15 protein-coding genes, 1 tRNA gene and 1 rRNA gene are annotated in these 22,053 nt (G+C 49.9%); 6 read left to right on the top strand and 11 right to left on the bottom strand.

Translation table 11 applies throughout. The features are described 5' to 3' along the window. The first annotated feature begins 104 nt into the window (after positions 1-104). Positions 105-917, top strand: a complete 813-nt coding sequence (ppk2, locus tag BZG76_RS04045; protein ID WP_077460256.1) for a polyphosphate kinase 2 — start codon at positions 105-107, stop codon at positions 915-917. A gap of 4 nt (positions 918-921) precedes the next feature. Here the strand turns inward: ppk2 and phoU are convergent, their stop codons facing one another. The 4 genes from phoU to BZG76_RS04025 are packed head-to-tail and all read right to left on the bottom strand — an operon-like array spanning position 922 to position 6,417. Then, a complete protein-coding gene (gene phoU, locus BZG76_RS04040; RefSeq protein ID WP_021022902.1) occupies positions 922-1,629 on the bottom strand; it encodes a phosphate signaling complex protein PhoU in 708 nt (235 codons plus the stop codon). Between the two features lie 10 nt (positions 1,630-1,639). Continuing rightward, a complete protein-coding gene (pstB, locus tag BZG76_RS04035; RefSeq protein WP_021022901.1) occupies positions 1,640-2,458 on the bottom strand; it encodes a phosphate ABC transporter ATP-binding protein PstB in 819 nt (272 codons plus the stop codon). Positions 2,459-2,476: 18 nt separating this feature from the next. Continuing rightward, positions 2,477-4,123 (bottom strand): phosphate ABC transporter permease PstA, encoded by a 1,647-nt coding sequence (gene pstA, locus BZG76_RS04030; protein WP_077460255.1) that lies wholly within the window; start codon positions 4,121-4,123, stop codon positions 2,477-2,479. Positions 4,124-4,140: 17 nt separating this feature from the next. After that, a complete protein-coding gene (locus BZG76_RS04025) occupies positions 4,141-6,417 on the bottom strand; it encodes an ABC transporter permease subunit (RefSeq protein WP_077460254.1) in 2,277 nt (758 codons plus the stop codon). 469 nt (positions 6,418-6,886) lie between these two features. Between BZG76_RS04025 and ppk1 the strand changes: the two genes are divergently transcribed. Both ppk1 and ppx read left to right on the top strand, forming a co-directional pair. Further along, complete coding sequence (gene ppk1, locus BZG76_RS04020; protein ID WP_077460253.1) at positions 6,887-9,001, top strand: polyphosphate kinase 1; 2,115 nt, start codon at positions 6,887-6,889, stop codon at positions 8,999-9,001. After that, positions 8,976-10,487, top strand: coding sequence for an exopolyphosphatase (gene ppx / locus BZG76_RS04015; protein WP_077460252.1), 1,512 nt, complete (start codon positions 8,976-8,978; stop codon positions 10,485-10,487). Before ppk1 ends, ppx begins: the two co-directional genes overlap by 26 nt. On the opposite strand, the gene BZG76_RS04010 is transcribed toward ppx, so the two are convergent. The 5 genes from BZG76_RS04010 to BZG76_RS03990 all read right to left on the bottom strand — a co-directional run bounded on the left by BZG76_RS04010 (position 10,484) and on the right by BZG76_RS03990 (position 18,688). Continuing rightward, positions 10,484-11,437, bottom strand: a complete 954-nt coding sequence (locus BZG76_RS04010) for a PstS family phosphate ABC transporter substrate-binding protein (protein WP_077460251.1) — start codon at positions 11,435-11,437, stop codon at positions 10,484-10,486. The two genes, ppx and BZG76_RS04010, sit on opposite strands and share 4 nt — an antisense overlap. Then, entirely contained in the window at positions 11,431-12,726 is a 1,296-nt protein-coding gene (phoR, locus tag BZG76_RS04005; RefSeq protein ID WP_021022895.1) for a phosphate regulon sensor histidine kinase PhoR, read from the bottom strand. The genes BZG76_RS04010 and phoR overlap by 7 nt, the downstream gene beginning before the upstream one ends. A gap of 38 nt (positions 12,727-12,764) precedes the next feature. Further along, on the bottom strand, positions 12,765-13,454 hold the full coding sequence (phoB, locus tag BZG76_RS04000; RefSeq protein ID WP_021022894.1) for a phosphate regulon transcriptional regulator PhoB: 690 nt from the start codon (positions 13,452-13,454) through the stop codon (positions 12,765-12,767). Positions 13,455-13,561: 107 nt separating this feature from the next. After that, entirely contained in the window at positions 13,562-17,329 is a 3,768-nt protein-coding gene (locus tag BZG76_RS03995; RefSeq protein ID WP_077460250.1) for an AAA family ATPase, read from the bottom strand. Positions 17,330-17,332: 3 nt separating this feature from the next. Beyond that, entirely contained in the window at positions 17,333-18,688 is a 1,356-nt protein-coding gene (locus BZG76_RS03990; protein ID WP_241824045.1) for an exonuclease SbcCD subunit D C-terminal domain-containing protein, read from the bottom strand. 40 nt (positions 18,689-18,728) lie between these two features. On the opposite strand from BZG76_RS03990, the gene rdgC reads away from it, so the two are divergent. The 3 genes from rdgC to BZG76_RS03975 all read left to right on the top strand — a co-directional run bounded on the left by rdgC (position 18,729) and on the right by BZG76_RS03975 (position 21,375). Then, positions 18,729-19,637: a recombination-associated protein RdgC gene (gene rdgC, locus BZG76_RS03985; protein ID WP_025744607.1), complete on the top strand. Its 909-nt coding sequence runs from the start codon at positions 18,729-18,731 to the stop codon at positions 19,635-19,637. A gap of 135 nt (positions 19,638-19,772) precedes the next feature. After that, positions 19,773-21,119, top strand: coding sequence for a prephenate-dependent tRNA uridine(34) hydroxylase TrhP (trhP, locus tag BZG76_RS03980; RefSeq protein ID WP_021022890.1), 1,347 nt, complete (start codon positions 19,773-19,775; stop codon positions 21,117-21,119). A gap of 1 nt (position 21,120) precedes the next feature. Continuing rightward, positions 21,121-21,375: a YfhL family 4Fe-4S dicluster ferredoxin gene (locus BZG76_RS03975; RefSeq protein WP_021022889.1), complete on the top strand. Its 255-nt coding sequence runs from the start codon at positions 21,121-21,123 to the stop codon at positions 21,373-21,375. Between the two features lie 228 nt (positions 21,376-21,603). Here BZG76_RS03975 and BZG76_RS03970 read toward each other — a convergent pair. Continuing rightward, positions 21,604-21,680, bottom strand: a tRNA-Asp gene (locus tag BZG76_RS03970). 202 nt (positions 21,681-21,882) lie between these two features. Further along, positions 21,883-21,998 (bottom strand): 5S ribosomal RNA (rrf, locus tag BZG76_RS03965). Positions 21,999-22,053 lie beyond the last annotated feature (55 nt).

The raw sequence follows: 22,053 nt of genomic DNA, 5'->3' as shown, positions 1-22,053 counted from the left end.
CAAACCTTTTTGTCGAGAAGCTTGTGTCCTAGAGATAAGGATATTGCATCTCACCGTTGAGTTTCCTAACTTGAAATGATGTTTTTCACAAAAGGAGTGCTGCTTTGTCGGATAAAAAGCCCCCTAAAATCAGTAAAAAACACTACGAAAAAAAATTGCTTGAGTTGCAAGCCGAGCTAGTCAAATTACAAGAGTGGGTAAAACACAAACAGCTGAAAGTCGTGGTGATCTTTGAAGGGCGAGATGCTGCCGGTAAAGGTGGGGTGATAAAACGGATTACCGAAAAACTCAACCCACGCGTGTGCCGTGTGGTTGCACTAGATAAACCGACGGAACGCGAGCGCACACAGTGGTATTTTCAACGCTATATCGAACACCTTCCAGCGAGCGGAGAGATAGTTTTATTCGACCGCAGTTGGTACAACCGAGCCGGTGTAGAACGTGTCATGGGGTTTTGTACCGAGGAAGAATATGAAGAGTTTTTCCGCACTTGCCCTGAATTTGAGCGAATGCTGATCCGCTCGGGGATTATTTTGCTCAAATACTGGTTTTCCGTCTCCGACGAAGAACAAGAAAAGCGTTTTGCCGAGCGAATAAACACGCCAATAAAACGCTGGAAATTTAGTCCCATGGATTTGGAATCACGCAGCCGCTGGGTGCAATACAGTGAGGCGAAAGATCGCATGTTTGCTTATACCGACACCAAGGAAAGTCCATGGTGGGTAGTGGAAGCTGATAATAAAAAGCATGCGCGACTTAATTGTATCGCGCATCTTCTCTCCCAGATCCCCTATCAAGAGATTGAATACCCAGACGTTATTCTTCCCGAGATCAGCAAAGAGGGCTATGTGCGCATGCCGCTTCATGACCAAAGTTTTGTCCCTGATAAGGTCAGTGAGTGGATCGATAACGACTAAACGCCTATTTGAGGAGCTTTTCGAGCTCCTCTTTTTGAATGTGACGAACATCTTTCCCTTTTACAAAGTAGATGATGTACTCACAAATATTCTGGCAGCGATCGCCCACGCGCTCGATCGCACGCGCTGACCACATCACTTTTAGCACATTAGGGATAGAACGAGGATCTTCCATCATATAGGTCATCAACTGACGCAAAATTCCCTCATACTCACGATCGAGAGAATCGTCTTTACGGTAGACTTTCATGGCCGCATCAATATCCATCCGCGCAAACGCATCCAGTACGTCATGCAGCATTTTGGCAGCACGCTGACCCAATGCCTCTAGAGAAACCAAAAAAGGTTGCTGAGAATGACTGGCATTGTCCAATGCCATTTTCGCGATGCTATCAGCCACATCGCCAATACGCTCTAGATCCGTGATGGTTTTAATGATTGCCATCACCAGGCGCAGATCGCTTGCCGTCGGTTGGCGCTTAGCAATAATCCGTGTGCAGGCCTCGTCAATGGCGACTTCCATGCCATTGACTTTGTGATCTTCACGAATCACATGGCGCGCTAGCTCTTCATCTTGATTGTGCATGGCACGAAGAGCATCGGTGAGCTGACGCTCCACCAGCCCCCCCATCGCTAGGACGTGAGTGCGAATCGCTTCTAACTCAGCATTAAATTGGCCAGAAATATGGCGGCTAATATTGTAATTATCCAAGGCCTGCTCCTTATCCGTAGCGACCGGTGATGTAATCTTCCGTCTGTTTATTTTTTGGTGTGGTAAACAAGGTGTCAGTATCCGCGTACTCTACCAAGCGGCCCATATTAATAAAGGCAGTTTGGTCTGACACCCGTGCCGCCTGCTGCATATTATGGGTAACAATCACCACTGTGTATTGTTTTTTAAGATCGTTGATCAACTCTTCAATCGTCAGTGTTGAGATAGGATCCAGCGCCGAAGAGGGCTCATCCAGCAATAACACTTCTGGCTCAATCGCGATTGCTCGGGCGATCACCAACCGCTGCTGCTGTCCACTTGAAAGACCAAACGCATTATCGTTAAGACGATCTTTTACCTCTCCCCACAGCGCCGCACCTCGCAGTGAACGCTCCACCGCATCATCTAAGGTTCGGGGATCATGAATGCCTTGCAGCCGCAATCCAAAAACGACATTTTCATAAACGGATTTCGGAAACGGATTAGGACGCTGAAATACCATACCGACTTGACGACGTAACGCAGGCACATCAACTTCGCGGTGATAGATGTTTTGCCCATGTAAGGTGACTTCGCCCCGCACGCGACACCCATCCACCAAATCATTCATGCGGTTAATGCAACGCAGTAAGGTCGACTTCCCACACCCAGAAGGGCCAATAAACGCTGTGACCTTGCCCTTCGGGATACGCATACTGATATCAAACAGTGCTTGAGTCGCCCCGTAATAAAGATTCAAATCCCGAATAGCTAACGCCGTTTGCTCGTTCGGTAAGTTTCCCAAATCTAAGCTCGGCGTGGCACCTATAGGCGGGTTTATCGAAAACATCGAGCAGGATCCTTATCGTTACAGTTCTAATGCGCGATATTTTTCACGCAAATAATGACGGATACCGATCGCGGATAAGTTCAGTGCCACGATCACAGACACGAGTAAAAACGACGTCGCATACACCAAAGGTCGCGCAGTCTCGATATGCGCACTTTGAAAGCCCACATCATAAATATGGTAGCCGAGATGCATAAACTTCCGTTCTAAGTGTAAGAAAGGAAAGTTGCCATCAACCGGCAGAGAAGGCGCCACTTTCACCACCCCAACCAACATTAAAGGCGCCACTTCACCGGCGGCACGGGCAACCGCTAAAATTAACCCCGTCATCATCGCCGGGCTTGCCATCGGTAAGACGACTCGCCATAGCATTTCAGATTGGGTCGCGCCCAAGGCAAAGGCACCATGACGGACGCTTGTAGGAATACGCGCTAGCCCTTCTTCTGTTGAGACTATCACGACCGGTAAGGTTAAGATCGCCAACGTTAACGCTGACCACAGAATACCTGGCGTACCAAACACCGGCGCGGGTTGCGCCGCTTGATAAAAGATATCGTCAATGGTGCCACCAATGAAGTAGACAAAAAAGCCTAAACCAAACACACCATAAACAATGGATGGCACCCCAGCGAGGTTAACTACCGCAATCCGAATCAACCGAGTGAACGCCGTTTTAGGCGCATATTCATGCAGATAAATCGCCGCGACCACGCCCAAAGGGGTAACAATTACTGCCATTAATAAGACCAGAAAAACGGTGCCAAAAATCGCCGGAAAAACCCCACCTGCGGCATTACTGTCACGCGGTGATTCAGATAGAAAAGCCGCCACTTGGTGCCCCCAAAATGTCAGCTTATCGACGCCGCTCATCGCGTTGGGGTACCAAATATTTAGCACATTCTCGAGCGGCAATGCGACCTCATCACCATGGCTATCTTCGACAACCAGTTGCCCTGTTTTCTGTTTATCCCGCAACTGTGCGAGCTTTTGCTCCAGTTGTTGATACTGAGTGAGCAACTGCGTGCGGCGGGATGCAATCTGCGATTGGGCGCGCTTGTCCAACGTCCCCTCAAGTTCGCGAGATTTTTCCTCTAATCGCAACTGTTCGAGCTGATAATTCACCCCTGACAGATGGACTTGTTCAATTTTATTGATTGCATCACGACGTGCCGCCAAATCCGCCAGTTGCTGACGCAGCGCAGAAATCACTAATCCATGACGTGTACCGCTTTGATCAATATACGCTGTTGGCTTGCCATAAAAGACACCGTTCTCGCTGCGCTCAATCATCGCCATCTCAATCGGCGTGTGTTGGCTTTTTATCTGAAACGCAAGTAACTGACGAAAGTCGAGCCCTTCTCGTTCACGGTTGCCAATTTTAACCACCAAGCGCTGATACGCGGATTGCCGGTATGCGGGTAAGCGAACACCGGCGTCGATAAGCTGAGTCGCATCAACCTCATCGGTTCGATAAATCTGGCCAACGACAGTTTCTACGCCCTGTTCCGTCTGTAACTCAAAACTGGTCACCGGTGTGGGCCAAAAATAGCCTAAGCCACGAACACCGAGCAAGAGTAAGACACCGAGAATGGCAATAAGACTGACGCTAACCATCCCTGCCGTCATCCAGACCCAAGGCGTGCCAGATTTTATCCATGGACGCATGCGCACTCTCATCTCAATTAAAGGTGACTGTATTTGTCGCGTAAACGCTGACGAACAAGTTCAGCCAACGTATTAAAGACAAAGGTGAAAACAAACAAAATAAACGCGGTTAAAAACAACACACGATAATGCGAGCTCCCCACTTCGGACTCTGGCATTTCGATCGCAATATTGGCCGACAAGGTCCGAAGCCCTTCGAGCAGGTTCCAATCCATAATCGGTGTATTCCCTGTGGCCATCAACACAATCATGGTTTCACCCACCGCGCGACCTAATCCCATCATCACCGCCGAGAATATCCCTGGGCTAGCGGTGAGCAACACAACCCGCATCAATGTTTGCCAATGCGTTGCCCCCAGTGCTAACGCACCTTGCTTTAGATGTGGCGGAACCGAAAAAATCGCATCTTCAGCAATCGAAAATATGGTGGGAACCACAGCAAAGCCCATCGCGATCCCAACCACTAAGGCATTACGTTGATCATAACCAATGCCTAGCTCGTGGGTAATGAATTGACGAGCATCGCCTCCCAGCCAAATCTGCTCAATCCAAGGCCCTAAAGACACGGCCATTGTCCCCACTAACAGCAACACCGGGATAATCACCAGTATTTGGGCATTATCCGGCAAGCGACGGCGAGCATAGCGGGGGATCATTCGCCAACAGGCGCTCAACCCCAGCAACACAAACGGGACCAGGATCAACAACATAAAGACGCTAGCAATATGTGCTTCAACCCAAGGGGCAAGCCATAAGCCGGCTAAAAAGCCAATGATCACCGTAGGTAATGCTTCAATCGTCTCAACCGTCGGTTTGACCCATCGCCTCAACCCTGATGACATAAAGTAAGCCGTATAAATAGCCGCACCAATGGCCATTGGCACCGCGAACAGTAAGGCAACCACGGCCACTTTTAGTGTGCCAAAGATCACCGGCACCACACTCAACTTTGCTTCAAAGCTATCGTCGGCCGATGTCGACTGCCACACATATTGCGGCGATGAGTATCCCTCGTACCACACTTTTTGCCATAAAGAATGGAGACTGACTTCAGGATGAGGATTATCCACCGCCAACCACTGCCACTGATTTTGTGTCACCGCCATCAAGGCGTTGGCGCGAGGAGCAAATGCCAGCGCCTCCGGGACCGAGGTAAACCGTTTATCAAAATGCCGCTGTTTTTCACTGGTCACATGTACCAAGCTCAGCTGCCCAGTATCATCCACGGTGGCCACGCTTTTACGATGTAACTCTGGCGCTATTATTTTTGCCCCAGCACCGGGCGAAAACGTACGCACGTTGGTCAATGACGGCTCACCGCTCTTGAGGACATCAAACCATTGCGTCAAGTCACCATTTTGATGCTGCAATATTAACGAGCGTCCCCCCGCTAGCAGCGTCATATTAACCACCGAGCTATCGTTCACATGAGTGAGATCTAGGCGTTCGCGCTTAATGGGCATGTCATTATTAACCTGCCAAACCGATAAAGTATGATGCTGACGGATAAATAACCGTTGTCCATCGCCCGACAATGCCAACTGATTGACTGGCGCGCTCAAAGGGAATGATGTTTTATGCTGGCCGCGGTAGATCATCAATTGATTATCGGCAGTCACAGCCGCCAACACAGGCGCTATCGGCTGGCCATGCAAGCTATCCGGTATCGCCAGGGCAATCTTATCCAGCGGCTGTCTATTCGCATCCACCGTTACGGGTCCACCAAACGCAGATATACGCGATAACTGCGGGATCACCGCATCACCGGCTTGGTCATCGTTGCCAAAGCGTAATTGCCAAACGCCCACTTCACCGGGAGCATTTTCCACTGCGATAAAAGGCGCCGTTGCTTGAGCCCAACTCATCGCAGGATCACTGAGGGTCGATAGCGCGCGTTGTAAGACAGTTTCAGCCTGCGGGAAAGTTGTCTTCTCTTGAGGCTGTTGAGGCTGTTGAGGCTGTTGAGGCTGTTGAGGCTGTTGAGGCATCGATGACTGACGAGGACGACGCGCTACCGTCAAGACGCCTGTCTCATCCAAGCTATAAACGAGTTGATTACGATTATCAGCGCCAACAAACCGTGGCGCTCCAGGTGAAGAGACAGAAAAGCGTTCACTTAACGTCACACTGGCTTGATGAAACAGCGGAATCACGACAGTTAAAAGATAAAAAAACAGCAGCAACAAGGTCACTAATACCATCACACCACCAAAGCGCACTGTTTGACGCGTCAGTTTATCTTTTAAACGTCGCGCACGTTTGGTGTCAGAAAGTGATGGTGAGGAGTGGGTCATTTGCGCCTCTTATTTTAATCAAGCTCTTGATTGTATTTCATTACAATGACAATTTTGTGACAAATCGGCCCGCTATGATTATCCATATAAAAAAAGTGGATGATGGCTAATCATACTGCCGCTTGCGGGCTAACGCCTCGACACTGGGACGGTGCGTTGCTGAGCGGTACGCAATAAATATGCAACAAACGGACTTTAGGCTGGCCCAAGTTGATATTGGGCACACTTTCGTGAGTTTACTGCCGTGAAGCATAGACAACACCTTGAACGACCTCAATAATTGTTTAAACAATCGTCTTAAGGATCACGCATGATGCATTTTGTTTTCACGTATCAACACACTGGATACGTTCCTACAAAGTGCAGCCAACATCAGCGTATTGTACAAAGCCCTTGAAAGGCTGTCTGACGCTTTAGCGGTCTTGCTGACAGCCATCTTATTCAGTAGAACAGGATTTTCTCACACGCTATGACTTTAGACTCCCATCATGTCGACAAAGAACTGAGCTGGCTCTCCTTTAACGAGCGCGTACTGCAGGAAGCTGCGGACAAAAGCGTGCCGATTATCGAACGGGTTCGCTTTTTAGGTATTTTTTCATCCAATCTTGATGAATTTTATCAAGTACGATTTGCCGATGTGAAACGCCGTATCATTATTGATGAAGAGCGCGGAGTGGATAGTCACGCCAAGGAGTTACTCAGTAAAATTCAAGCGAAAGTGGTCAAGCTCAATCAAGATTTCGATCATCTATATAATGATATTTTGCTTGAAATGGCACGCCGCAATATCTTTTTGGTGAATGAACGACAACTGTCGGAGCATCAAGCCCAATGGCTCAAACGCTATTTTCGTAGCAATATCTTGCCTTACATTACACCGATCATGCTCAATAAAGATGTCGATGTTTTAAGCTTTTTAAAAGACGCTTATTCCTATTTAGCAGTCGAGCTAAAAAAAGCCGGTGAAGAGCCAAAATATGCCTTAATTGAGATCCCAACCGACGATCTGGACCGGTTCGTCAAAGTGCCTGAGCCTAAAGGAAAGCGGCAGCGCAAAACCATTATCTTATTGGACAATATTATTCGACTCTGTGTTGATCAGATTTTCAGTGGTTTGTTCGATTACGATACCGTCGACGCTTATGCGATGAAAATGACGCGTGACGCCGAATACGATTTGACCAACGAAGTCGAACATAGCCTGCTCGAAAATATGTCAGAAAGCTTGGACCAACGCTTAACCGCCCTGCCTGTTCGGTTTGTGTATCAGCGTGATATGCCACCTGAAATGGTGAACAAACTCATCCAAGTTTTAAAGATTTCTGATTATGACAGTGTGCTACCCGGGGCGCGCTATCATAACTTTCGTGATTTTATCGGCTTTCCCAATGTGGGACGCCAGTATCTAGAAAACGCACCGCTGCCGCCTTTCGAGAGTGCCGATTTTCAATTGCAAAACAATGCGTTTCGGGCCATACGTGAACGCGACATACTGTTGTACTACCCCTATCATACCTTTCGGCATATGACCGAGCTGGTGCGACAAGCATCGTTTGACCCTAAAGTGCGTAGCATTCGGATCAACGTGTATCGCGTGGCAAAGAACTCGCGGATTATCAATTCAATGATTGATGCTGCCAATAACGGTAAGCGCGTCACTGTGGTGGTTGAACTTCAGGCACGATTTGATGAAGAGGCCAATATCGAGTGGTCACGGGTACTGACCGACGCAGGAGTCAAAGTGGTATTCGGCACGCCAGGGCTAAAAATTCACTCCAAGCTGTGCTTGATATCTCGCCGCGAAGATGGCGAACTTCGCGATTATGGCCATATTGGTACCGGCAATTTTCATGAAAAAACGGCACGAATCTATACTGACTTTGCGCTTTTTACTGCCGATCAACAACTCACCTCAGAGATCCGAAAAGTTTTCGACTTTATCGAGAACCCTTATCGCCCAGTAAAGTTTAACCACCTGATTGTGTCGCCGCGTAACTCACGCCGCCGAATGTGTAAATTGATCGAGCGCGAGATTGAACATGCGCGCGCCAAACGCAAAGCTGGCATTACGCTTAAAGTCAATAACCTCGTTGATAGAGGCTTAGTTAATCTCTTATACAAAGCCAGCAATGAAGGGGTCAAAATTCGAATTATCGTCCGCGGCATGTGCTCGCTCGTGCCGGGTGTAAAAGGAGTGAGTCAAAACATCAAGGCGATCAGTATTGTGGACCGCTTTCTCGAGCATCCACGTGTGTTTGCCTTTGAAAATGGCGGTGAACGTGATATCTATATTTCATCTGCCGATTGGATGACCCGAAATATTGATAATCGTATTGAAGTGGGGGCACCCATTCGCGATCCAAGACTCAAAGATCGCATCATGGCAATCTTGGAAATTCAATTTGCCGATCGCGCCAAAGCACGAGTCATCGACAAAGCCATGTCTAACGCCTATGTTAAACGCGGTAACAAGAAAAAGATCCGCTCACAAGTCGAGATCTATGATTACCTCAAACACATAGAACGCCAAGCACTCAAACACGCGGAAAAGTTGCAACATGACACACCCCCAGTCAAAGGATAAACCGCGCGAGATTGCTGCGGTTGATCTCGGCTCCAACAGTTTCCACATGGTCGTCGCACGCGTCGTCGGTGAAGGGCTTCAAATCGTCAGCCGCCATAAACAGCGCGTTCGTCTCGCTGCGGGGCTAGACAGCCACCATTGTCTTAGCGATGAAGCGATTGATCGAGGCGTGGAATGTTTAGCCATGTTCGCTGAGCGCCTCAACGGTATTGACGTGGATAACATCCGCATTGCCGCGACCCACACGTTACGCCAATCTCGTAATATCGAGACGTTTATCCAGCGAGCGAATCAAGTTTTCCCTTACCCAATAGAAGTTATTTCGGGTGAGGAAGAAGCGCGTTTGATTTACATGGGCGTGTCACACACCCAACAAAATATCGGCCGCAAACTCGTCATCGATATTGGTGGCGGCAGCACAGAATTAGTCATTGGTGATAACTTTGACCCCCTGCTGGTTAATAGCAAACGCATGGGCTGTGTGAGCTATAATGAACGGTTTTTCCCCAAAGGGGCCATTAGCTCAAAGCAATTTGCGGCCGCTCAGCTCGCCACTCGGCAAAAACTAGAGAGTCTCGCAAGCCAATACCGCCAAGCAGGCTGGCAAGTGGCTTTAGGGGCTTCAGGAACGGTGAAAGCGATTCGTGAGGTCATCATCGGCTTGGGTGACGACGATGGCATAATCACCCGCAAACGCCTGGATAGTTTGATTGAAACGCTACTGACATTTAAAACCAGTGAGAGCATCAATTTGCCAGGCTTATCAGCCGATAGGCAACCTGTGTTTGCTGCGGGTGTGGCTATCTTGTCGGGGATATTTGATGCGTTAGCCATCGAGTCACTGCGCTTTTCCGACGGGGCACTGCGTGAAGGTTTACTCTATGAGATGGAAGATCGTTTTCAGCGTACGGATATCCGCGGCCGCACCACAGATGACATGGCGGCTCGCTACAATATCGATCTGAGTCATGCTCGACGTGTACAGCAAACGGCGGCACACTTTTATGCGCAAGCAGAACCGGATAAAGGCAGTAAAAAGTCCGAGCTCGCCGGATTGCTCAACTGGGCAGCACTGCTCCATGAAGTTGGCCTGAGCATTGGCTATCCGGGGTATCACAAACATTCAGCCTATATTTTACACCACACCAATTTGCCGGGTTTTAATCAAGAGCAGCAGACGGTGCTCGCGACATTGGCACGCTTTCATCGAAAGGCGCTAAAGCTCAATGAGATGCCCAAGTTTACTTTGTTTAAGCCGAAACTGATTGAAACCCTCATTTGCGCATTACGGTTAGCCTGTGTGTTGCACTCCCAACGTAACGACCAGCCACTACCTGATATCGCACTGAATGTGGATAAAAAAGGAACATGGCAGCTCGGTTTCCCTGCAAGGTGGCTCCAAGATAACCGCTTATTAGCCGCCGATCTTGAAGCCGAAAAACAATACTGGCAATCCGTAAACTGGGCGTTGACCTGTAACGACTAATCCAATCCCAGCGCCTGTCGCTGTGCGTGTACCGTTTCTGCCGGCAATGGAATATATCCTTGCTGGCTGACGGCTTTTTGTCCTTGCTTAGAGAGAATATATCGCATAAATGCGGCATCTAAAGGCGCAAGCGGTTGATGCGGCGCTTTGTTGATATATAAATAGAGATGTCGAGTAAGTGGGTACTTACCTTCTCGAATCGCCCTGTCACTAGGGATAACGGCTTTGTCGCCATGACGAGAAATCGCAAGCATACGGGCGCCCGAGGCTTGATGACCGATCCCTGCATAACCGATAGCATGGAGTGAGGAAGCCACCGACTGTACCACCGACGCCGAACCGGGCTGCTCATTCACATCGGCTCGAAAATCGCCGCGACACAGGGCTGATTGCTTAAAATAACCATAGGTGCCAGAGACCGAATTTCGGCCAAACAACTGTAAATCACGATGCTGCCAGCGGCCGGTTAAGCCCAGCTGCCCCCAGGTTGTAATAGGGTCACTCGCACCGCACCACAGCGTTCTGGAAAAGAGCGCGTCAAGCTGTTGAAAACTGATAGTACGAAGTGGATTGTCTTGATGGACATAGACGGCCATCGCGTCAATCGCAACTGGGACTGCGGTTGGGGGGTAACCGAACCGCGCTTGAAAGGCGTTTTCCTCACTGACACGCATCGCGCGGCTCATTGGCCCAAGTTGCGCAGTGCCCTCCACCAGCGCGGGCGCCGCCGATGCCGAGCCAGGGGTCTGCAACTGCACAWTGACGCCCGGATGCAAGCGCTTAAATCCGCCTGTCCACGCCGCCATAAGATTACCGAGTGTATCAGAGCCCACAGAGCTTAAGTTGCCGGATATGCCGCTGGTACGTTGGTAATCCGGTAAAGGATGGGTTTGGCTTAACGCATCCAGACTCCATACGAGACAAACAAACAAGATAACGCGTTTTAACATGCGAGCCGCTCCGGCAACGTGAATGCAAACGTGCTACCTATCCCGACTTCGCTTTTAATATCCAGTTCAGCATCATGGTGGCTTAGCGCGTGTTTAACTATCGCAAGCCCTAGCCCACTGCCACCGGTTTCTCGCGATCGCGCTTTGTCGACACGATAAAATCGCTCAGTCAATCGGTCTAAATGTTGTGGCGGAATGCCCTCACCACTGTCGATAACCTCTAAGCGCGGGCCTTTTTTAGAACGATACCAACGCACCTGGATCTCTGCCTGGGCGGGGGTGTGTTTCACCGCATTATAAACAAGGTTTGAGATCGCACTGCGCAGCTGATCATCATTGCCGCGGACTTTCAACGCCGTGTCGACGTCAAAGGTAAGTACATGCTCACTGTTACCACTTAATGCCTGAGCCTCTTTTTGCAGCACATCGAGCATCGCGGGAACATCAACATGATGATCGAGATCGGGCTTGGCTGCAGCTTCAATTTTAGACAGCGTAAGCAGTTGCTCAACCAAGGATTCCATCCGAGATAATTGCTCTGTCATCACACCATGTGCTTTTGGCCACATGGGTCCAACAACCATATCCGGATCTTCAGTCATTTCTAAGTACCCACGCAATACCGTCATTGGTGTGCGCAGCTCGTGCGAAACGTTGGCGAAAAAATTACGTCGCATACCTTCCAGTTGCTTTAACTGTGTGATGTCACGCACCACCATCAAATATTCGCCTTCCGCGTAGGGCATGGTCCGAAATTCGAGTGTGCGAGCGCTATTCAGATGAGAACGCATTTCCAGCGCCGTATCGTAATTGGCATTGGCGATATAACTGACAAATTCCGGTGCGCGGATCAAGTTACTAATATGCTGGCCGTTATCATCCGGCATGCGCAAGCCAAGTAGCTCCTGAGCGAGTTTGTTACACCAAACAATGGCGCCATCGCGCTCAAATACCACCACCGCATCGGGCAAAGACTCCGCGCCGTTACGAAAACGGCGAATTAAGTTAGCAAGCTCTTTACGACGCCGACGGTTACGCTTTTGTAAGCGATAAATACCATTAAATAAAGGCTCCCACGATCCCGTACCGGATGGGGGCGTTAAGCTTTTGTCTTTCCATAACCAGTCAGACAGCTTTATTTGCTGGTGCAAGTGCCACAATAGCATCGCTACGGTGGCGCCGAGTAATAACCAAGGTAGGCCGCCAAACAATCCACCTACTACGAGCCAAGGTAAATAAAAAAAAGCCAGCTCCCAGGCTAGCTTCTTCCAAGACAGTCGTTCGACCATTATATCTCCATATCGCCTCACCCCTTTAAAGGGATGTTCTAGCTACGTGTTGAGAAGCGATACCCCGCCCCACGTACGGTTTGTACTAACTTAGCATGTCCACCCGCCTCTAACACCTTTCTCAGGCGACGAATATGCACATCAACCGTTCTATCTTCAACGTAAACATTGGTGCCCCAAACATTGTTAAGCAGCTGTTCACGGCTATAGACACGCTCTTGGTGAGTCATAAAAAAATGTAGAAGTTTGAACTCGGTTGGCCCCATATCAAGGGGATCATCATTCGCTGTAACACGGTGTGAAACCGGGTCGAGTTTTAAACCTTGCACTTCAATCACATCTTCCAACGTGGTCGGTGAGACACGCCGCATGACCGCTTTCAGTCGTGCGATTAACTCTTTCGGTGAGAAAGGCTTGGTGATGTAATCATCGGCACCCACTTCAAGGCCTCGAACTTTATCTTCTTCTTCGCCCCGAGCGGTCAGCATCACCACTGGGATTTGACGCGTAAGCTCTTCACGCTTCAAATGTTTAATCAAGTTGAGTCCAGATCCACCAGGTAACATCCAATCCATGAGGATCATTTCTGGGTAAGGCTCGCATATTTGCGCCAGCGCTGAGTCGTAGTCTTCTGCCTCAACCGTTTGATAGCCTTTTTGCTCTAAGACAAAACAAAGCATCTCGCGAATGGGGGCTTCGTCTTCAACAACGAGAATCCGTCTAACCATGATAATTACCTAGTGTTATCATTTAACTGGCGCCATTATGTGCATTTATTATGACATTTTTGTGACCCGGCGCGAGCAAATTTCGCGTTGTGTGAACAGGCTGTGACCTAGCCAACACCTTGCTGTGTGACCAGGACGCGGCTAGCGCCCCCACCTTGACTATCGACGCGCACTTGCGCACCAATGCGCTCAACCAGTGTGCCTACATGGGAAATGACCCCAATTTGCCGCCCGTCGGCTTGCAAGGTGTCTAAACAGGCCAACGCCATTTCCAGGCTTTCCGGATCCAGTGTGCCAAAGCCCTCGTCTATGAATAAGGAGCCAAGTTGCCGTGTATCCGCCGCTAATGATGCCAGCGCAAGCGCCAGTGACAAAGAGACCAGAAAGCTTTCACCGCCAGATAAGGACTCAACACTGCGTACTTCATCGCCCATATCATGATCAACGACTTGCAACGCCAGTAAGCTATCGGGCACGGTTTGTAACGCATAACGAGGTGATAATGAGGCCAAATGCTCATTGGCAATCTCGACCAGCTGCGCCAGCGTCAGCGATTGTGCGAGATTACGGAATTTAGCTCCGCTGGCCGAGCCAATTAAATCGGCCAGTTTTAACCACTGTTCCGTTTGGCTACGCTGCGCGTCAATTTTCTCGGTCAGCGATCCGGCCTGCTGTTTGGCCTTCTCTGATTCGGTTAATTGGTGACGCAAGGTAAACAGCTGCTGCTCGGCGTCTTCTAACGCGTGTTGCCAGGCATCGTGCTGGGCGGTCAACGCGGCATCATCATCCGGTAGCTGCTGCTCATCAAACCACACTTGCGCCGCGGCCATCGCCTGCTGGCAATGGCTTAATTGTTGCTGACGTTCGTCTAAGCGCGTGTTAGCTTCTTGGTAAGCCGCTTCTACTTCACTGATCGCTTCCCGCTCACTGGCTCGCCAGGTTTCAGAGTAAGATAAAGCTTGGAGGATGTCGTATTGATGCATGGCTAGTGTCGGCTGCCATTGGACCCAACGTCGAACACTGGCGCGATACTGTTGCGCAGCCTCTTGCTGTTGTTGGCGCAAGGTTTGCTGACGTGCCTGTACCCCTGCCCGCTTTTCACTGGCTTGGCTATAGGCTTGCTCAGCCTGCGCACGCTTAGTCTTTTGCGCCTCGATTGCTGATTTATACGCCTGTTCAAGCGCCGCCAAGTCTGAATCGGGGATCAACGCCTGACGCGCCGCGCTGCGCTGTTGATGCGCTTGCGCCAGATTCACTAATTGCGCTTGCCGTGCCTGCGTGTCCTCTGACAGGCTCTGACACTGCTGGGTTAATGACGCTAGCTCGGTCTCTATCTGTTGTTTTTGCGTGGCAAGCGATGTTTTTTCGTCCTGCAGCGCACGATAGCCCTGAATTTTTTGCTCCATCTGGCGAATATAACGTGCGGCGCCCACCTGTTGCAGGCTTGTGAGCCACTGTCCTGCACCGAGTTGCTGATCAAGCGCTTGGCTCACGCGCGTCAGCTGTTCGTGTTGTTGCTGCCACTGCTCATCAATGGCGCTCAGCCGCGTCTCACACTCGGTCAATGACTGATCCAGTTGATGTCGGCGCGCAACAAGCTGTTCTCGTGCGTGTTGTAAATCACTCAACGCGGCATCCATTTGCTGAATTTGCGCTAACTGGTGTTGACGTGCAGTGATCGCCTGATAACAAGCGTGATAGTCGCTGTCGGTTTGTTTTGCGTGCGCTTCTATCTCGCTCAACGTCTCATCGAGGGGTTGTTCAGGCGCCAACTGCCACCCAAGCTCTACCATTGCGTCGCGTAGCCCGTTCTCATACTGCTGACGCTCAGCCTGCCACTCTAAGCCCTGCTCCCGTAGTTCGGCACAGACATGCTGGCTGTGTTGATGCTGTTTTTGCCAGTAATAGTATTCGGCGTTGTGTTGATTATAAGAGGCTTGCAACGCATCGACACGCGACTGTTGCTGCGCGATCATGCCTTCAATTGCCGGTGCGTGATGCAAGTAAGGATGCTCAGTTGCCCCACATAACGGACACGGATCGCCCTCTTTCAGCGCTTGACGAAGATCGTCTAACTCGACAACAGCCATTGCTTGTTGCAAGCTATGTTGCGCTTCATCAACCTGGGCCTGTTCACGGGTCAGCGTCTCTTTAAGTCGGTCTAAATGCGTTTGGCTGTCGCGATAAATCGCTTCATGCTTTTCAAACTCTACATGGTTATGCTGGCAGCGTTCTTGCCAATATTGCCAATTTTGCGCCTCATGGAGCAGTGACTCTTGTTGCCGTTTTTGCTGCTGAAGCTTGGCATAACGTGCTTGGTCGGCTTCTTGTGCCGCGAACAAGGATTCAGGGTTTGCCGCCTGACGCTTGGTTTTCAATTGCACGCTGCTGTCATCGACCTGCGCAATATCTTGGTCGATTTTCTCTCGTTGTGGTGCCCACTGCTGACGTTGGCGGTAACGCGTTTGATATTCTTCTTGTAACGCGGTCAGGGTGTCTTGGCAGTCTAAGTATTGGCGAAGATTGTCGAATACTGGCTGATAATGCTCAGCAATATGTGAAAAGTCCCCGTAACGCGCAATCTCCTGCTCTAATGCGTGCGCTCGCTGCGCCTGTTGTTGAGATTTTTCACGCGTTTGCGTGAGTGTTTGCTGGGCATGCCGGTACTTTTGCTGTTGTGCATTCAGCGCCATATTTTGCTCATGCATTTGGCTGTCTAATCCTGCCAACTGCGTATCTAGCTGCTGCGCCTCACGTATTTTAGGTTCGATATCAGCCCAAGCTTGCTCCGCTTCCGTGACCCCTCGGTTAGCGTCTTGCCAGTGCGCGGCTTGCACCTCATAATCGTCGGCTATCGCTCGCTCTTCGCGCGCCAAGTGAATAAGATCCTGCGTTAATGCCTGCTGCTGCCATTGACGCGTTTGCACAGCCTGCCAATCGTCTCTGGCCACTTGCACGCGCGCAATGTCATCCAGTTTTTGCCGCCGCGCCGCCACCCCTTTTCGCGCGTCACTGGCTTCATCCAAGGCTTTTTGGGCAGCGGCGAGCCCTTGTTCCGCCTGCGCCAAATGCGTGTGCTGCTGGCGATAATCATTCAGTTTTTTTAATTGCCGTTGCTGCGTTTGAATCTGCTGCTGACACGTTTGTTGCGCTTGGTGCAGTTGTTGCTCTTCGTCATCACTGAGTATGTTAATATCCCCAAGCTGTTGGGTGAGCTGATCCAGCGCGTTTTTTTCTTCACGCGCACGCTCATGCGCCATTTGCGACAAACGGCTGTAGATTTCCGTGCCTGTCATACGTTCAAGCAACGCCGCTCTGTCATCTGCCGAGGCTTTTAGAAACGCAGCAAAATCCCCCTGCGGTAACATTACCGCACGGCGGAATTGCTCATAACTGAGCCCCACTAGACGCTCTATCTCGCTCAGCACTTCTTGTTTTTTGCCCGCAATACGCTGGTCTGTGGTCAGGTTTTGTAACCAGTGCTCACTGGCTTGGATCCGACCGTCTGCTTTTCCTCGCGCACGACGCACCGACCAATGTGCACGCCAGCGGCTGCCATCATGAGCAAGAAAGTCGACTTCGGCATAACCTTCGCCTTTGCCTCGAGACAAAATACTCCGAACGTCATTGGCTTTAACTCGGGTTGCCGGGTCGCCCAAACCAATATCGGCATCGTGTTTTTTATTGGATTGAAAACGCGGGATCTTATCGTATAGCGCCAAACAAATCGCATCCAAAAGCGTCGATTTTCCTGCGCCCGTTTTCCCCGTGATGGCAAACAAACCGCTATCACCGAGTGGGCCTTGGGAGAAGTCCAACGCAAACGGGTATTGGATACTGGCTAAATTCTCGCCACGCAATGCCAGAATTTTCATGATTTATTGGTCCTCGTCCTGTTCCAATTGCTCCAATAAGTGAGAAAACGTCGCCGATAACGCCTCATCCGGCTCACCTTGATATTTTTGTTGCCAGCCATGACGTAATACCTGAAACGGTTCTACGTCGGAAAGGTGTTGCTGGCGAAAGCCCGTATCTTGGGATGTCTCGCGATAATGCGGCGTAATCTTTGCCAGACGCACAGGTTTGTCCTCAAGCACGGCTAAAATCTTCTCGCGTAACATCGGCTGTGGTTTATCTAACAGCACAGGCACATCGAGTAAGGGTTGCTGAGCGAGCGGCAAATCTTGCGGCGCCAACGCTGCCAAGCTCGCTAACACAGTGTCAAGTGGCGAAGCTTTTTCTGGCACCCGCCAGAGATCCACGGCACGCGGGACAATGTGAGGCGTCACACTCTGCAGTTGGTTACCTTCTAATGTAACGGCCAACACTTGATGCCGATAATGGCGCTCTGACAGTGATAGGGGAAGCGGTGAGCCGCAATAACGAATCCGTGTTTGTTTGGCGACTTGCTGAGCTAAATGCAAATGCCCAAGCGCGACATAGGCCACATCGTCACTGAAAATATCAGCGGGCAGCGCATGCTGGTTACCACCTAGAATACGCCGCTCTGACATCTCTGATAATTCACCACTGGCCATATACACATGCCCCATCGCGATCAATGCTTGCATCCCTTTGCACTTAGCGCGCGCCGCTTGTTCGGTTTGCTGATAAACCTGTCGAACCCCTTCGATGAGACGATCATCCTCTTCTCCCAACCCTTCAGTACGCAAATCACCACTGCGTAAAAAAGGCACCGCGAGTATCCATGCTGCCGTCTCGCCACTGTTATCAATGATCGGTACCATCATGCGTTCGGTGTCTAAACGCCCATCATTATCGCGGGCAATGGCACCAATTAAGTGTAAATCAAAGGCTTTTAGAAGCTCATGTGGGGCGTCGAGTTTGCTAGGTGAATCATGATTTCCCCCGGTGATCACCACATTTAAATGGGGCAATGCTTTTGCTATGTCGGCTAAAAAGCGATACAGCATCCGCCATGCGCTTGCCGGTGGATTCGCCGTATCAAACACATCACCGGCCACTAACAATGCATCGGCTTGCTCATCAATGAGACATTGCTTGAGCCAATCGAGAAAGACTTGATGTTCATATTGACGATCGTAACCGTGAAGCTGATGACCAAGGTGCCAGTCGGAGGTATGAATGATTTTTAACACAGCTGGGGTAATCCATTTTATTTGAGCGTTCGGCAAGTGCATCTCGCACAACACGCGAGTAGGGTTAAATTCTACGCTAATTGCAGCGACATTCGAGAGTGAATGCAATACCATGTTGCCTTTCTCACAACAGGATGGATAAAGCCTCGCCATGATTTGGTTTAAGAATTTACTCGTCTATCGTCTCACCCGTGATATTCCTCTCGATCCCGCTCAGTTGGAAAGCCAGCTGAAAGAATTCGATTTTACCCCGTGTGGCAGCCAAGACATGCAAAAATTTGGCTGGGATCATGCGTTGGGTAAACACGGCGATATGCTCACCCATATCAGCGGTAACAATATTCTGATCCGCGCTCGCAAAGAAGAAAAGCTCTTACCTGCCTCGGTCATTAAAGATGCCTTGGAAGAAAAAGTGGACGCCATGGAGCAAGCGCAGGGTCAACGCTTGAAAAAGCGCGAGAAAGACAGCTTAAAAGACGATGTGGTCATGGAGCTATTACCACGCGCGTTTACTCGCCAAAGCCAGATGTGTGCGCTGATTATGGCCGATAAAGGCTTGATCCTCGTTGATGCGGCAAGCATTAAAAAAGGGGAAGAGCTGCTCGCCCTATTACGTAAATCGATTGGCAGTTTGCCCGTGGTGCCGGTTGAAACGGAAACACCAACCGAGCAAGCGATGACAGAATGGGTCAAGCAAGGCCAAGCCCCACAAGGCTTCCACCTCGGTGATGAGGCCGAGCTTAAAGCGCTACTCGAAGAAGGTGGGGTGATCAAATGTAAGCAGCAAGATCTCACCAGTGATGAGATCCAAGCGCACCTTGAGGCAGACAAACAAGTCACTAAGTTATCGATGGATTGGCAAGAGCAAGTTCACTTCGTTCTTGGCGACGATCTTAGCCTAAAGCGGCTCAAATTCTCAGAGGAAATCCGCGATCAAAACGCCGATATTGACCGCGAAGATGTCGCTGCTCGCCTTGATGCAGATTTATCACTCATGTGTGGTGAGCTCGACACCTTGCTCGATGGCATATTTACCGCGCTAGGCGGACTGAAAACCGACTAATCCTTTACCGCATTAACCCTTACAAAGATTAGGTAAATTCGGCTGGTAGTGTGGGCAATGTCACAGTAAAATGGCGCCCACACTCACCTTCAACGTGAAGGTGCCTGACTTACACTCAGACTCAAGCTTGGAATTATGTTGACGCCAGAATTACTCTCTCCCGCCGGTAGCCTAAAGAACATGCGCTACGCGTTTGCCTACGGGGCTGACGCTGTTTACGCCGGTCAACCACGCTATAGCCTGCGTGTGCGCAACAATGAATTTAACCACGACAACCTAAAAATTGGGATCGACGAAGCCCATGCGCAGGGAAAAAGATTCTACGTGGTTTGCAACATTCAGCCGCACAACGCAAAGCTTAAAACCTTTATTCGTGATCTTAAACCTATCATTGATATGGGTCCTGATGCGCTGATCATGTCGGATCCTGGCCTTATCATGATGGTCCGCGAACATTTTCCTGATATGCCGATTCATCTTTCCGTGCAAGCTAATGCGATTAACTGGGCCACGGTTAAGTTTTGGCAACAACAAGGCATTGAGCGTGTGATCTTATCGCGTGAATTATCACTGGAAGAGATCGAAGACATCCGCCAACACTGCCCTGAAATGGAGCTTGAGGTGTTTGTTCACGGTGCGCTCTGTATGGCGTATTCTGGTCGTTGTTTGCTATCAGGCTATATTAATAAGCGCGATCCAAACCAAGGTACCTGCACCAATGCTTGCCGCTGGGATTACAAAGTCCATCAAGGCAAAGAAGACGATGCTGGCCAGGTGGTACAAGTTCAAGAAGTGACTCCCACACTTGGTAAAGGCGAGCCGGTTGATGACGTAGTATTGCTCGAAGAAGGTGGACGTCCCGGTGAGTTAATGGCGGCATACGAAGATGAGCACGGCACCTACATCATGAACTCAAAAGACTTGCGCGCCATTCAGCACGTTGAACGGCTTACGCAAATGGGCGTTCATTCGCTCAAAATCGAAGGCCGTACTAAGTCGTTCTATTACTGCGCACGCACAGCACAGGTGTATCGCCAAGCCATTGATGATGCCGTGGCCGGTAAACCATTCGATGAGAGCCTGATGAATACCCTCGAGAACCTTGCACACCGAGGCTACACCGAAGGCTTTTTGCGCCGTCATACCCACGATAGCTATCAAAACTACGACTATGGTTACTCGATTTCTGAGCAGCAGCAATTTGTCGGCGAATTCACTGGCAAGCGTCGAGGCGATCTGGCCGAAGTGGAAGTGAAGAATAAATTTATGCTCGGTGACAGCATGGAGCTAATGACGCCACGCGGCAATGTGCATTTCACCTTAGAGGCGATGGAAAACCGCAAATCAGAAGCGATCGACGATGCCAAAGGCAGCGGCCATTTCGTGTTTATTCCCGTGCCCGCTGATATGGATCTAGAGTACGCGCTACTGATGCGTAACCTACAATCAGGCCAAGATACGCGTAACCCATCGGGTAAGTAATATGGCACTACTCATCACCGATAAATGCATAAACTGCGATATGTGTGAGCCCGAGTGTCCCAACGGGGCCATCTCGATGGGTTCCGAGATCTTTGAGATCGAGCCCGATTTATGCACCGAGTGTAAAGGCCATTACGACAAACCGACGTGCCAGTCGGTTTGCCCGATCTCCAAGTGCATTATCACCGATCCCGATAATGTCGAGACCGAGGATCAGCTCCTAGAAAAGTTTGTGGTCATCCAAGGCATGGCATAAACCATTAAAAGCGCCGCAAGGCGCTTTTTTATGTCTGCATCATCTACAACGATTAGCTAACGCTAAGTGCTTAACAGTAATAGATGACAGTCTAATATGAAGGGGTTGCGTTCAGGCACTCAGGCTCGCACATGTCGCAATTGGTACCCTAGGGGTTAACATAAGCAGCTATTTACTCAGGGCTTAAACGCAAAAAACCCCAGCTTTTCAGCTAGGGCTTCTAAGTAGTGGCGGAGTGGACGGGACTCGAACCCGCGACCCCCGGCGTGACAGGCCGGTATTCTAACCAACTGAACTACCACTCCGCACCAATTCTTTTTCATCAAAGTCTTACACTTAATTGCTTTGATGCTTAAATATTTGCTAACTAAAGCCCAATATTAAGCTCTAATTAGATTATCTTGTTTGATGCGATGAGGATTTTGAATCGAGACGCGCAGTGTATGCCAATACATGAGCATCKCAGATATCAAAAGCATCGAGCTATCAACAAGATAAGCAATGAGAGCCTGGCGATGTCCTACTCTCACATGGGGAGACCCCACACTACCATCGGCGCTGCTTCGTTTCACTACTGAGTTCGGCATGGAGTCAGGTGGGTCCAAAGCGCTATGGTCGCCAAGCAAAATTTGGTGTGTCTTCACTTTTCAGTCAAAACACAAATCTAGAAAGCTGTTT

The sequence above is a fragment of the Salinivibrio sp. AR647 genome (assembly GCF_001995415.1).
Lineage (GTDB): Bacteria > Pseudomonadota > Gammaproteobacteria > Enterobacterales > Vibrionaceae > Salinivibrio > Salinivibrio costicola.
Note: the sequence above shows the minus strand (reverse complement) of the source record. Positions and strands in the feature narration are given on the sequence as shown.